The sequence below is a fragment of the Helicobacter sp. NHP22-001 genome (assembly GCF_030270165.1).
Classification (GTDB): Bacteria; Campylobacterota; Campylobacteria; order Campylobacterales; family Helicobacteraceae; genus Helicobacter; species Helicobacter gastrofelis.
Map to the genome: position 1 here is coordinate 51,054 of NZ_BSWS01000008.1, position 13,216 is coordinate 64,269.

The window sequence follows — 13,216 nt, forward strand, 5'->3', positions numbered from 1 at the left end:
CGCTGCGTGCAGCAAGCCAAAAAGGCAGAGGAGTAAAAACTTCAGGCAAACTCCCCGAACAACGCCCCCAAATGCACCCCTTGCAAAAAAGTGCTTTGGCATTTTTGTTGGATTTTCTTCGCCCCATGCACCAACACATCGCTTTTAATGCCATGCGCAATGGAGATTTTAGCTTCTAAAAAGGCACTCAATTGATCGCAAAACTTTAACAACCGCCCACTCACCCCATTAAACCTATCTTCGTTAAAGCACTCCCAAAGAGCGGTGTTGCTCTCTAAACTCTTCACTTCTTTAGTGGTGGGGTCTATGTAGCGGTCGTCAAATTCCTTTTCTGTGAAATAGCGCAAATCTTGCGCCAAATCTGCATCCAGGTAGCGCCAAATGTGCTCTTGCATCACCTCCGCCTCTAGGTCTTTTAAATGGCTCTCTAGCCCCTTCACGCCGTGTTTTATGGGCGAGATGATGTCTCTGGTCAGCACTTCGGGCAAGTCGTGCAACAGTCCGCCCAAAAAGTGGTTTAAACGCATTTGGCGGCAGGCTTTTAAATCAAAGCTCAGCAAGAAAGCACAAAAGGCGACAAAGAGCGCATGCCCTAGCACGCTTGTGGGCGGCACGCGGGGGGTTTGACTCCAGCGCTTTTGAAAACGCAGCTGCCCGAACATGGAGGCTAAGAGCTCCAAATGCGCCACTTTTTCTAAAATGGGGGCGTGCTTTGCTAGGGATTTTTCTAGGCTGTCTTGAATGTCTTGCACCCCATAGCCCTTAGGGTAAAAGCGGTAGATAAAACCAAACTCCCACGCCGACACATAGTCGTGGGCGGCTTTGAGTAATTGGCTCTCTAAATCTTTAGGGGGGTTACAAAAGTAATCTTGCAAAGCTAAGAATAAACCATAACCCCTCACTTCAGGCTCAAGCACGCCCCACACATAGGCAGCTAGGTCTATGCGATGCTTTTCTAAGAGCTTGTAGTGAATGGGGGGCTTAATGTCAGTCAGCACCACACGGCTTAAAAACTCAAAGCAAAAGTAGGAGAGCAGCTTGTCCCAATCCACGCCCACATGGTGCTTAGCCAACAGGACAACTACCATCGCCTTGTGGGCTTGTTTGTCTAACTCGCTAAACTCAATGGGGCAAGCTTGGTCGTTCCAGCGGCGGATAGAGGCGGCCACAAAGAGCCGCTCTAAGAGAGCCTTGCTTAAGAGGGGAGGGGTCATAGGTACTTAGGCACAGACTTTAAAAGCAAGTCTTCGAGTTTAGAGTCAGAGGTGGGCTCGCCAATAGCACTAAACTTCCACTCCCCATTGTGTCGATAGAGCTTGCCTAAAATCATGGCTTCTTTGCCCGCAAAGGCGGCATTGTTGGCGACATTGTAGGTCGCAAAAATAGATTTGACTTGGCTAGGCGTGCCCTCATATAAGCGGATACTTGCAAAAGGGATCGCGTCAAATTTAATGTGGGTGTAGGAGCTTAACACAAAGACTAATTGCGTGATCTCTGGCTGCAGGCTGTCTAGGGCAATGCTAATGACTTCATTGTCTAGCCCGTCATCGCCCCCCACATCGCCTGTGCGGTCATCCCCGCTGTGCTTGATCCCGCTAGCCGCTTGCTTGCCATAATACACACAATCTACGAACTTCGTGTCCGCAAACAGCCCCACGCTCAAATCCAAATCCACGGCTTCCGTCTTGGTGTTGCCAAACCACCCTTTTTTGCTGATCGCCCCCCAATTTGCCCCCACACAAAAGGCACTTAATTTCTCTCCACTCTCTTTTTTAAGCGAAATTTTTTGCCCCTTAACTAGACTGACCGCCATTTGCCCCCCCTAAATATTCACGCCAAATTGCTTACAAAAGCCCGCCAAGCCCTCTTTAAAGCCGGTGCCCACGGCGGCAAACTTCCAATCCGCTCCATCCCGATACAACCTGCCAAACATCAAAGCGGTTTCTACCGAAAAATCCTCCTCTAAGTCGTAGCGCAAAATTTCTTGGTTGTCGCTCTCATCGACGATCCTCACGAAGGCGTGGCGCACCATGCCGAAGTTTTGCTTGCGGGTTTCGGCTTCGTGGATGGTAACCACAATGTGGATTTCTTGCACCCCACTATCTACATGGGCTAAATCCACCTTGATTTGCTCGTCGTCACCCTCGCCTGCCCCCGTGCGGTTGTCGCCCATATGCACCACCGCCCCGTCCTTGCTTTTAAGATTGTTGTAAAAGATGAAATTCGCATCATCGCTCACCTTACCATTGCCCGCCGTCAAAAACACCGAAGCGTCTAGGTCAAAATCTGCGCCCGTATCCGTGCTATTGACATCCCAACCCAAGCCTACAACGATTTTAGACAGCCCGGGTTTTTCCTTATTCAAAGACACCCGCCCCCCTTTGACTAAACTGACAGACATAAGCACTCCTTTTTAAAAATAAAAGGCATTTTAGCAGATTTTCGGCTAATGGGCGAGATAATCTAAGATTTGTTTTAGGATTTGGGGCGCGATCTCTAGACGCAAGTCCAAAAGGCTTAAGGGCAGGGGGCAGTTTGTGAGCTTCACTGCGTCCTTAGCCGTAACCAATAACGAAGTGGCGTTGTGCTCTTTGTAAGCGCGCTCGAGGCGTTTGAAGTCAAAAGTGGCATGGTCTTTGAAGTAGAGCTTGCCCACCAGGGGGGGCAAATAGGGGTCTAGGCGTGTGGGGTTAGCGATAGCCGTAACCAAGAGCATGCGCTGAGTGGAGTTTAAAAGCTTTGTGTGTCTAGTGTAATCTAGTCCCTCTTGCACCACAAGGTCGGCGAGGGCGTAGCATTTAGGGCTCTCTCTGTAAATGCCACTGGGCAAACAAAAGTCAAAATAAGGTTTTAAGGCGGGCTTTAGCAAAATGCTCAGCTTCTTAAAATTGAATCGGAAGCCATCGTCTAAAAGCACCACCTGTACGCCCATCTCTTTAGCCTTCAACACCCCCATTTTGCGCTTTTCGCTCACCACCACGCCACAGGTGCTTAACTTACTTGCCAATAAAAACGCCTCATCACCCGCCATGTTTTGCTCCACTAACACCTTGCCTCCCTCACTCACCACCACAAGCCCCCTAGAAGTGCGCCCATAACCCCGGCTCACCACCACCACTTGATACAGCGGGGCTAATACTTGTGCCAAAGCCAAAATAAAAGGGGTTTTGCCACTGCCCCCGGCCACTAAATTCCCCACGCTGACAATTCGAATGCCTAAATCCTCAAAGGGCGCAACTTGGCGTTTCATTGTGGCTATTGTTTGATACACTAAAGATAGGGGGCTTAGGGCGTAGGCTAGGGCTTTTTGGCAGAGTGTGGGGGCGTAAAAATAACGCTCAAGCCAAGTCATAGAGGGCAAATGGCGGGCATTTCTAACTTGAAGGCGTTTTTTGCCATGCGCTCTTGCACGCTGGTAACTAGGGTGGGCGCAAAGCCTAGGGCCACAAGGGCGTTTGTGTCTAAATGGGGGTTTTGCTCTATGGCAAAAAGTAAGGGGTCAATTTCGGCGTAGCTAAAACCTAGCTCATCCTCATCGCTTTGCCCGGCGTAAAAGTCCGCACTCGGGGGCTTGTTTAGAATATTTTCGGGCACTTGTAAAAGCCGTGCCAAAGTGTAAATTTGGCCTTTATATAAATCGCCTATGGGGTTGATTGCGCATGCCAAATCTCCAAAAATTGTGCCATAGCCAAGTAACCGCTCGCTCTTATTGCTCGTGCCGACAACTAGGGCGTTGCGCTCTAGAGCGTGATCGTAAAGGGTTGCCATGCGTAACCTAGCGCAAAAATTGCCCTGCCTAATGAGGCTTGCATCTTTGTGGCTGTCCTTAAAAAGGGCGTGGTGGGGGGCGATGGAGTGTAGGCTGTAGGCAATGTTAAAGCTTTCGCAAAGCTCTGTGGCGTGTGTTAGCGCGCTTTGGGGGGTGCTAAGGGAGGGCATTAACAAGGCGTGGGCGTTGTCTTTAAACGCCCTTTGGCACAGCAGAGCCACCACCGCGCTATCCACCCCTCCACTTAGACCATAGACCACTCGCCTAAAGCCCCTTTGGGTGGCTTGGGTTTGTAAAAAGCAAACGAGGGTGTCTAGGGTGGTGGGGGCTAGCCCCGCTAAAGGGGCAACTTGGGGTTTAGTCCTCAATTTTATTGGTTTTGAGGCGTTTGGCGTAGATTTTTCTAAGCTTTCTTATGTCTTGTTGGACCTCAAAGACCCCATGCCAGTGTGAGTAGTCTGGCGCAGCCATGATGCCACCCTGACGCATACGACGACCCTCGTGGTGCCACATATGATACATGGTGTTTTGGAAGTCATCGCTCCACATGTCTTTGCCAAGCAGGTGTTTTTTAGCAAGCTCATCCTTCATTTTCACCGCTTCCTTCCAATACTCGTTGTAGAGCATGATGTTTTTATCCGCCATGACAAAGAAGTTATCGATGTGTTGCTTATTGTGGCAATCGATACAACCCGCCTTCATTTCAGCGCGGGCGGCCTCTGGACCTTTGGGGTTACCCGCTAGGGGGTTACCGATGGTGATTTTATTTTCGTATTTAAAATCATCGCTGGCGGTTTCATACCCTCCCGTGCGTAGTTTGCTAAGGGGCATAAACAAGTTCCATTTTAAGCGGCGGCTCACATTGTGCGTTACCATGCTTTTAGTGTTTCCGCTCATGTGGCATGTAGCGCAAGTGGGGGCTCTAAAATCAGGGACTTTCCAAGTGCCCGGCGCAGCATCAAAGTTCCACTTAGCCCCTTCGGCGTTGAAGACATGCCCGTGCATAGAGTTGTTGTAAATTTCGATGTCGGGGTGATCGGGTCCTAAGTGGCAGCTTGCGCACGCAGCGGGTTTTCTCGCCTCTTCTAGGCTGAATTTATGCGCGCTGTGGCAGCTGGCACAATTACCCACAGAGCCATCGGGAAAGGCGGTGCCGATGCCATAAGTGGGCCAAGTTTCGGGGGTGGGGCGGCGGTTTTTATCAAGCTTGATGATGGAGCCGTGGCATTGTTGACAACCCGTAGCCGCAGGGGCGTATTTTAAATCGGGGTGGTTTCTACCCTCCACCATCACCATCAGATCACGCATGTTTGCTTTGGCCCAAACTTGCACCGCACCTCTTACATGCCCGCTGTGGCGAAACTCGGTCACTTCCTTTTCGTGGCACTTGGCGCAGGTGTTGGTGGAAACCAACACAGAGATGGGCACCTTAGATCCTTCATGTCCATCCCTAGTGAGCATGGGGCTATCCTTACTCACGGCGTGGCAGTCGATACAGCTCACCCCAGCGTGAGCGTGGCGACTCATTTTCCAATCCGCCACAATCCCCGGATTTTTCTTAGCGTGGCACTCAATACAGCCCTTAGCCTCTGCTTTCATGCCCCTAAAAGTTTTTAAGGGCAGTTGTGTATCCATTGCGTTATCGATGCTTGTCCCCCCTCTGGGTGGGTGTGCGCTAAGCCACCCTAGACAGAACACAAAGGCTAAAAATCCAGCCAAACTAGCACGCATGCTTTTCTCCTTTTAGTAAAATCAACATTTTTACTCCTTTAGTTGTGGCTCGTGCTGATCAAGGCACGCACAGTCGGTTTGTAGTCTTGTTTTAAAAACTTCCTTAGGTGGATGCCTAAGTTTTTATGCCCCACCTCATCCAAATGGCATTCCACGCAATGCTTTTTGGTGAGTTTGGCAAAGTAGTCCCTGTGGGGTAAAAAGGCTTTCATATTAGATTGTGTGGCGTCTTTTAGGTTAGTGTGGCAGCGCAAACAACCGGAGTCAAAGACATAGTCTCTAGCCTCGCGGCGATTCATCTCCCAGTCAAATTTGCGGGGGTTTTTCATGGTGTTGCCATAAACATCTTCCATTCCAAGCAAGGTCTTTTCCACGAAATAATGGATGATATTATCGTGGGGTAGGTGGCAATCCACGCACTCTGCCTTCACCCCCGTGTGGTTATGCCCACCGTGCTTGTCTAAGTGGTAGGACTCCAGCTCAGGGGTCATGATGTGGCACATGCCACAGAACTTATCATCGCCCGTCCACTCCACCGCCTGCACGGTGATCACCGTCAACACCACGCCCAGCACACATCCCCCACAAAAAAGCCAAAACAAGAAGAAACGCTTTTCTTGCAATATACGCAAAAAACCCATCACAACCCGCTTAAATTAATCTGCTTTCAAATCCGCCCTAGAATGACACAAAAAAGTTAACAGATCCCACCTCCAAAGATAATGTTAAATATTGAAAGTGTGTAACACGCCAACAACCCGCCCCAAAATTGTGAGCTCGTCTAGGTTTTCCACCACAATGGGTTTATACACGGGGTTGTCGCTGATCAGGTAGACCTGGGGGCGTTTGCTTAGGCGGCGGATGTAATGCTCCCCACCCAAGTTCACCACATAAACCGCCCCCTCATAGCGCGTCCCATCGCTTTGGAAAAGCAGTAAATCGTTTTCCTTGATGCGTGGCTCCATAGAATTGCCCACCGCCTGCACGAACCCCAAATGCTCGGTAGAAGTGAGCCCAAAACGGCGGATCAAAAACGACTTGCTCTGGGGCAAGAAGGTCATGGTCTCATCGTTGTGTGGGTCTTTATTCACGCTCACCTTAATGTCCTTGAGATAGGGCACCATAATAATATCCTCCATCTCGTGGTGGGTGGAAGTGAAAAAGTGCAAGTCGGTGTTCAAAGCATTGGCTAGCTTTTCCAGGGTGTCTAAAGTGATGTTGCTTTTTTGTTCGCTCTCGTAGCGCTTGATGCTTTGTAAACTCACACCACACTTGATCGCAAGTTCTTCTTGTGTGAGGTTATTGGCGTTTCTTAGTTGTTTTAGTTTTTCTTTTAACATTCGAGCTCCTTTTTTAGATTTTAAGTAACATAAAATACACTTTCAAGTGGGATATATACCATAATCTGGGTGAGATACGGCTAAAGTAGCTATTCTATGGATTCCATGCGCTTTGCCCTCTAGGACTTACCTTGACATTTAACCTAGTTTTGGCTAGAATACCCGCTCTTACGGAGTAGCGGGGCGTAGCGCAGTCTGGTTAGCGCACTTGGTTTGGGACCAAGGGGTCGAAGGTTCGAATCCTTTCGCCCCGACCAGCAAAGTTTTTTATGGTGGGTGTAGCTCAGTTGGTTAGAGCACCAGATTGTGGTCCTGGGGGTCGTGGGTTCAAGCCCCATCACCCACCCCATTTCCCCATTACTTTTTTACTCAATTGTTTTAAGCGCTTGTAGCTCAATTGGATAGAGCACCAGACTTCGGATCTGGGGGTTAGGGGTTCGACTCCCTTCAAGCGCACCATGCGCTTGTAGCTCAGCTGGATAGAGCAACGGCCTTCTAAGCCGTAGGCCACAGGTTCAAGTCCTGTCAAGCGCACCACTCTACCCAGATATCCCCCTTTTCACTTTGTTTATAATACTTCGATTTTTCGCCTCATTTTATTAACTTTATTGTCCTATACTGCGGGCTTATTTTAGTTTTATGAAAGGGGACTTGCATGACAGCCCAACCCGATAAGGAAGTGATCCACTCCAGTCTAACCCTAGCCCGCACCTTGCAAAGTAAAATCAGCGACCACTTAAGCCTAGAAGAGCGCTCGTTCCATAACAAGATGCAAAAGCTCTTAGCCAACGCTGAAAATAAGGTGATGTTGATCGAGCTTTTAGATCGCTCTTTTCGCTGTCAAGACAACAGCGCACGCTTTGATTTGATCGAGCACACGCTAAAAAAATACGGCATCGCCGACTTTTTTAGCGGCTTTGAGAAGTTTTTACTCTTTGGCTTTTTGAGCGTGGGCAAACTTGCGCCTTCCATGAGCGTGCCCTTCTTTGTGCGTAAGATTCGCCAAGATACCCAAAGTTTGGTGCTTGATGAGAGCAGCGACAGCTTAAAAGATAAGATTGAAAAACGCCAACAAGCCCAAATCACGCTCAACATCAATCTCATCGGGGAGGAAGTGCTAGGCGAGGCTGAGGCGTCCTATCGCATGCACAAATACGAGGAGGCGATCAGGTCTAGCTACATTGAATACATTTCTATCAAGATCACCACGATTTTCTCCCAAATCAATATCCTAGACTTTGAGCAGTCTAAAACAGAGGTGGTGAAAAGATTAGACAAGCTCTACAGCCTTGCGCTGGAGGAACAAGAAAAACAAGGCATGGATAAATTCATTAACCTAGACATGGAGGAGTATAAGGATTTAGAGCTCACGGTGGCAGCGTTTAAAGAGTCCATCTCTAAATTCCCCTTAAAAGCGGGTATCGTGTTGCAAGCCTATATCCCCGAGTCCTATGAATATCTCAAGGAATTAGTGGCGTTCTCTAAAGAGAGGGTTTTAAGCAACTTGCCCCCCATTAAAATCCGCTTTGTTAAGGGTGCGAACATGGAGAGCGAGGAAACGATCGCATCCATGCGCGGGTGGTCGCTGCCCACCTTTAGCCGCAAGCAAGACACCGACTCGAATTATAATAAAATGTTAGATTATGTCTTAAGTGATGAGAATTACAAATACATCCACATCGGGATCGCCTCGCATAATCTCTTTGAGATCGCCTACGCCTACACCCGCATACACACCCTAAACGACCCCGTGGCTTTGGAGCACTTCACCTTTGAAATGCTTGAGGGCATGAGCTTGCAGGCTAGCTTTGAGCTTAAAGAAATGCATAAGCTCATCTTATACGCCCCCGTGTGCGATGAAAAACACTTCAACAACGCCATCGCCTACCTCGTGCGCCGCCTAGATGAAAACACGGCCGCAGACAACTTTATGAAGGCGTTTTTTAACCTTAAGGTGGACTCGCCTGCGTGGAAGGACCAAGAAGATCGCTTTTTAAAAAGCATTGCGGGCATTGAAAATATAGACAACAGCCCTAGACGCACCCAGGATCGCAACACCCACCAGCCCGCGCAAAGCACCTACCCCAACCACCCCTTTAAAAACGAAAGCGACACAGATTTTATTTTGCGGGCAAACCGCGCATGGGCGGATCAAATTGTCGACAAGACCAAGAACGCTGCCATTGTGGAGCTCTTCCCTGTGATCGGGCGCGATTACGACAAAGAGGGCTGTAAAACTTTGCAAGTCTTTGACAAAATTGCCCACCAAAAAATCGCCACCATTGCCCAAGCCAACGAAGCGGTGATGCAACAAGCCCTAGAATCTGCCAAAGCCAGCACCTTTGGGCACCAAGCTTTTAGCCAAATCCACGCCATTTTAAGCAAAGTGGCGCAGAACTTTAGAGACAGACGGGGGGATTTGATCGGGCTTAGTGCGCTTGAAGTGGGCAAGACCTTTATGGAAAGCGATGCTGAGGTGAGCGAGGCAATTGACTTTTTGGAGTTTTACCCCCACAGCTTGCAAAAACTTTTAGAGCAACACCCTGAAGTGCGCTTTAAGCCTAAGGGCGTGGGTGTGGTGATCGCCCCTTGGAACTTCCCCATTGGCATTTCCGTGGGCACGATCGCCGCCCCTTTAGCAGCGGGCAATAGCGTGATTTACAAGCCCTCCAGCCTTAGCGCGGTGGTGGGTTACCGCCTATGTGAGTGCTTTTGGGATGCGGGCGTGCCAAGGGATGCCTTGATTTACTTGCCCTGCAAAGGCGAGGATGTCAGCAAATTCCTTTTAAAAAGCCCTGACATTAAGTTCTCCGTGTTGACCGGCTCAGAGGACACCGCACAGCGCATGCTAGAGGCTAGCCCCACTTTGGCACTCAGTGCTGAAACCGGAGGCAAGAACGCCACTATTGTTACCAAAATGGCAGATAGAGATCAGGCGATCCGCAATGTGGTACACTCTGCTTTTAGCAATTCGGGGCAAAAATGCTCGGCAACCTCTCTCTTGATCTTAGAAGAAGAGGTTTACAACGACCCAGACTTTAAGCGCACCCTCGTGGACGCGACCCAGTCCATGAGCGTGGGCGATCCTTTGGCGTTGTGGAATAAAATCGGGACTTTGGCAGACACGCCTAGCCCCAAGGTGCAAAAGGCGCTCAACAACATCGAATCCCACGAGGAATGGGCGATCAAGCCTGAGTTTTTAAACGACAATGCCTATCTTATGAAGCCTTGTATTAAATACGGCACGAAAAAGGGCGACTACACGCACATGACCGAGTTGTTCGTGCCTTATTTGTCTGTAATGAAAGCCAAAGATTTAAAAGAAGCCGTGGAGATCGCCAATTCTACGGGCTATGGTCTCACGGGGGCTTTGGAGTCTTTGGATGAGCGCGAGTGGGAGTATTACATCAACAACATTGAAGTGGGCAATCTTTACATCAACAAGCCCACCACCGGAGCGATTGTTTTGCGCCAGCCCTTTGGTGGGGTGAAAAAATCGGCAGTGGGGCTTGGGCGCAAGGTGGGGATTTATAATTACATCACGCAATTTGTCCACATTGAGGAAATCCCCACAGAGAACACCCACAGCGGGAACACACCCTTCATCCAAGCCCTGGAGTCCTTCAACCAACACCACAGCGACATGCTTAAAGAAATTGTGCAGATGGCGCGCAACTACGCCCACTACAACGCCGCCGAGTTCACCCAAAAGAAAGACTATGTGCAAATCCGCGGTGAGGAAAATTGGTTCACCTACACTAAGGTGTCTAGCATTGGCTATCGTGTATGCCCAGAGGATAGCCTCATTGACATTTTCAGCGTGCTGATGGCAGCGGCCGTGTGTCAAATCCCACTCACCATTAGCCTCGTTAGCAAGAGCGACAACCCCCACGCCCCGCTCTTATTAGAGTGCGTGGAGTATCTCAAACACCACTTCAACCCCACCATTGTTTACGAGAGCTTGGAGGAGTTTAGCCAAAAACTTAGCAATTTTGGGCGGGTGCGCTACTTTAGTCAAGAATTAGACACGCTTTATGAAGCCAGCAGCAAGCAGGGGATTGTGGTGGCAAATGCCAAGGCTCTATGCTGTGGACGCTTTGAGCTTTTAAACTACCACTTAGAAAAGTCCATCAGCATTTCCTACCACCGCTACGGCAATTTGGGCGCAAGGGGGCTTAAAGCCAAAGCGCACGCAGGATAAAGGTTAAGATTGGGGGGTTGACGGTTTTGATTTTGACTTTTTTTACTTTTATGGTAGTTTAAATGCAAGGGCTTAAAAAAATCAAGGAGATCCATGCAAATTAGTTACCAGATTGCGATTGTTTTTGTTCTTTACTCATTGTTAATGCTCGCCATTGGGTTTTATTTTTACAGGAATAATGAAACCACAGAGGATTATTTTTTAGGGGATCGTTCTATGGGGCCCGTGGTGAGCGCTTTAAGTGCGGGGGCGAGTGATATGAGTGGGTGGCTTTTAATGGGTCTGCCCGGGGCGTTGTATGTGGGCGGGCTCATTAACAGCCACATTGCCATAGGTCTCACCATCGGGGCGACCATCAATTGGGTGTTGGTGGCAAAACGCTTACGGGTGTATACTAGCGTGATCGATAATTCTATCACCATCCCCGATTACTTTGAAACCCGCTTTAGCGATGATAAACACATTCTGCGCCTGATCTCGGCGGTGGTGATCTTGATTTTCTTTACTTTTTATGTGTCCTCGGGGCTAGTGAGCGGGGCGAAACTCTTTGAGGCGACCTTCGGGGTGAAGTACAACCATGCGCTCATCACGGGGACTCTCATCATCGTAACCTACACCTTTTTGGGCGGGTATAAGGCGGTGTGTTGGACGGATTTGATCCAAGGGCTATTGATGATGGGGGCATTGGTGGCGGTGCCTTGCATGATGCTTTATCATTTGGGTGGACTGCAAGAAAGTTTTAGCATCATTGCCCATGTTAAACCCAGCAATCTAACTTTTCTCGAGGGCACTTCGTTTGTGGCGGTGATCTCTAGTTTGGCATGGGGGCTTGGCTACTTCGGGCAACCGCACATTTTGGTGCGCTTCATGTCTATCCGCTCCATTAAGGAAATCCCCCAAGCCACGACTGTGGGCATTTCGTGGATGGCGATCAGCCTTATTGGCTCTTGCTTAATTGGTCTACTTGGTGTAGCGTATGTGGCGAAGTTTCATTTAAGCCTAGCCGACCCTGAAAAAATCTTTATCCACATGAGCGCAACTCTCTTCAACCCGTGGATCAGTGGGGTTCTCTTAAGCGCCATTTTGGCCGCCGTGATGAGCACCGCCAGCTCGCAACTTCTAGTCAGCTCTTCTACTATTGCTGAAGACTTTTACTCCAAGATTTTTAATAGAGAAGCCCCAGTAAAGACCGTGATGATGGTGAGTCGGGCTTCGGTGTTGGCGGTGGCGCTTATCGCCTTTTTCATCTCCACCAACCGCAACGCTAGCGTGTTAAAAATCGTATCCTATGCGTGGGCGGGCTTTGGAGCAAGCTTTGGAACGGTGATTTTGTTCTCCCTCTTTTGGGCGCGCATGACAAGGCTCGGGGCAATCATGGGCATGATCTTTGGAGCGAGCACAGTGATTTTATACGACAAGTTTGGCAGAAGCTTTTTAGACATTTACGAGATTGTCCCCGGCTTTTTAGCCAGCTCTCTAGCGATCATCGTCTTTAGCTTACTAAGTTCTGTGCGCCCGGGGACAAAAGATGCCTTTGATTTGGTGATGCAAGAAGTGAGAAAAGAGGGCTAAAGTTCTAATTCACGCACCCACTCACTCTTTTAAGGTGCTTTAGGTGCTCATACTTAAACGCCTCGTGGTTTTCTATGTCAGATCTTTTTCGGTGGATTTTAGGATGTTTTTGGGGGTCTTGGCATTACGGTCACTAGTAAATATAACGATTCTGATGTTTATTCTTTAGTGGGCTTTAGCAGGAATTAAAGGCAAAAGACTGAATGTGATTTATGCTATGGTAAGCACTAAAAGGCAGAAATGAGACTTACAAAATCAAGTGGAAAAATTGAATCTCTTTTTTAACACTAAAGGAAGATCCGTAAATAATATCTATTATTCCGACATTAAAAACGAGATGTCTTTAGACAGAAAAGGCTTTATGGAACTTCTTAGCATGATGATTAAAATCAAGATTACCTATGTTTCTTATAAAAATAGACTGGCATGACTAAGTTATGCGCCAGTAGAAAAGATATTTAATGAGTATGATCTTCAAATTACAATACCCTCATGTTAATCGCCTACAAGCAGAAACTCTACAATTCAAGCAAAAATAAGCACATCGGCAAACTTCTGCGCCTCTATAGCATTGCTACAATCATTGCATTGCTTTGCATAAGA

At 48.6% G+C, this 13,216-nt stretch carries 10 protein-coding genes and 4 tRNA genes; 6 read left to right on the forward strand and 8 right to left on the reverse strand.

From position 1 onward, the window contains the following. Nucleotides 1-41 precede the first annotated feature (41 nt). The 8 genes from QSJ47_RS06415 to QSJ47_RS06450 all read right to left on the reverse strand — a co-directional run bounded on the left by QSJ47_RS06415 (nt 42) and on the right by QSJ47_RS06450 (nt 6,840). Nucleotides 42-1,214, reverse strand: a complete 1,173-nt coding sequence (locus QSJ47_RS06415; protein ID WP_221272500.1) for an HD domain-containing protein — start codon at nt 1,212-1,214, stop codon at nt 42-44. Further along, nucleotides 1,211-1,813 carry a TerD family protein gene (locus QSJ47_RS06420; protein WP_221272499.1) on the reverse strand — a complete coding sequence of 201 codons (603 nt, stop codon included), beginning with the start codon at nt 1,811-1,813 and terminating at the stop codon, nt 1,211-1,213. The genes QSJ47_RS06415 and QSJ47_RS06420 overlap by 4 nt, the downstream gene beginning before the upstream one ends. Before the next feature lie 9 nt (nt 1,814-1,822). Further along, complete coding sequence (locus tag QSJ47_RS06425) at nt 1,823-2,401, reverse strand: TerD family protein (RefSeq protein WP_221272498.1); 579 nt, start codon at nt 2,399-2,401, stop codon at nt 1,823-1,825. A gap of 45 nt (nt 2,402-2,446) precedes the next feature. Further along, nucleotides 2,447-3,352, reverse strand: a complete 906-nt coding sequence (locus QSJ47_RS06430) for a tetraacyldisaccharide 4'-kinase (protein WP_285602812.1) — start codon at nt 3,350-3,352, stop codon at nt 2,447-2,449. Next, the gene (locus tag QSJ47_RS06435; protein WP_285602806.1) at nt 3,349-4,137 is read right to left on the reverse strand and encodes an NAD+ synthase; all 789 of its coding nucleotides are present in this window, start codon (nt 4,135-4,137) and stop codon (nt 3,349-3,351) included. The genes QSJ47_RS06430 and QSJ47_RS06435 overlap by 4 nt, the downstream gene beginning before the upstream one ends. Continuing rightward, nucleotides 4,127-5,500, reverse strand: a complete 1,374-nt coding sequence (locus tag QSJ47_RS06440; RefSeq protein WP_221272496.1) for a multiheme c-type cytochrome — start codon at nt 5,498-5,500, stop codon at nt 4,127-4,129. The genes QSJ47_RS06435 and QSJ47_RS06440 overlap by 11 nt, the downstream gene beginning before the upstream one ends. Before the next feature lie 38 nt (nt 5,501-5,538). Continuing rightward, a complete protein-coding gene (locus QSJ47_RS06445; RefSeq protein ID WP_285602807.1) occupies nt 5,539-6,141 on the reverse strand; it encodes a cytochrome c3 family protein in 603 nt (200 codons plus the stop codon). 84 nt (nt 6,142-6,225) lie between these two features. Beyond that, a complete protein-coding gene (locus QSJ47_RS06450; protein WP_221272494.1) occupies nt 6,226-6,840 on the reverse strand; it encodes an XRE family transcriptional regulator in 615 nt (204 codons plus the stop codon). A gap of 179 nt (nt 6,841-7,019) precedes the next feature. On the opposite strand from QSJ47_RS06450, the gene QSJ47_RS06455 reads away from it, so the two are divergent. The 6 genes from QSJ47_RS06455 to putP all read left to right on the forward strand — a co-directional run bounded on the left by QSJ47_RS06455 (nt 7,020) and on the right by putP (nt 12,613). Then, nucleotides 7,020-7,097, forward strand: a tRNA-Pro gene (locus QSJ47_RS06455). Nucleotides 7,098-7,112: 15 nt separating this feature from the next. Then, a tRNA-His gene (locus tag QSJ47_RS06460) sits at nt 7,113-7,189 on the forward strand. 33 nt (nt 7,190-7,222) lie between these two features. Then, nucleotides 7,223-7,299: transfer RNA gene (locus QSJ47_RS06465), tRNA-Arg, on the forward strand. A gap of 1 nt (nt 7,300) precedes the next feature. Continuing rightward, nucleotides 7,301-7,377: transfer RNA gene (locus QSJ47_RS06470), tRNA-Arg, on the forward strand. Nucleotides 7,378-7,495: 118 nt separating this feature from the next. Continuing rightward, on the forward strand, nt 7,496-11,041 hold the full coding sequence (locus QSJ47_RS06475; RefSeq protein WP_285602808.1) for a bifunctional proline dehydrogenase/L-glutamate gamma-semialdehyde dehydrogenase: 3,546 nt from the start codon (nt 7,496-7,498) through the stop codon (nt 11,039-11,041). A gap of 93 nt (nt 11,042-11,134) precedes the next feature. Beyond that, nucleotides 11,135-12,613 (forward strand): sodium/proline symporter PutP, encoded by a 1,479-nt coding sequence (gene putP / locus QSJ47_RS06480; RefSeq protein WP_285602809.1) that lies wholly within the window; start codon nt 11,135-11,137, stop codon nt 12,611-12,613. Nucleotides 12,614-13,216: the final 603 nt, after the last annotated feature.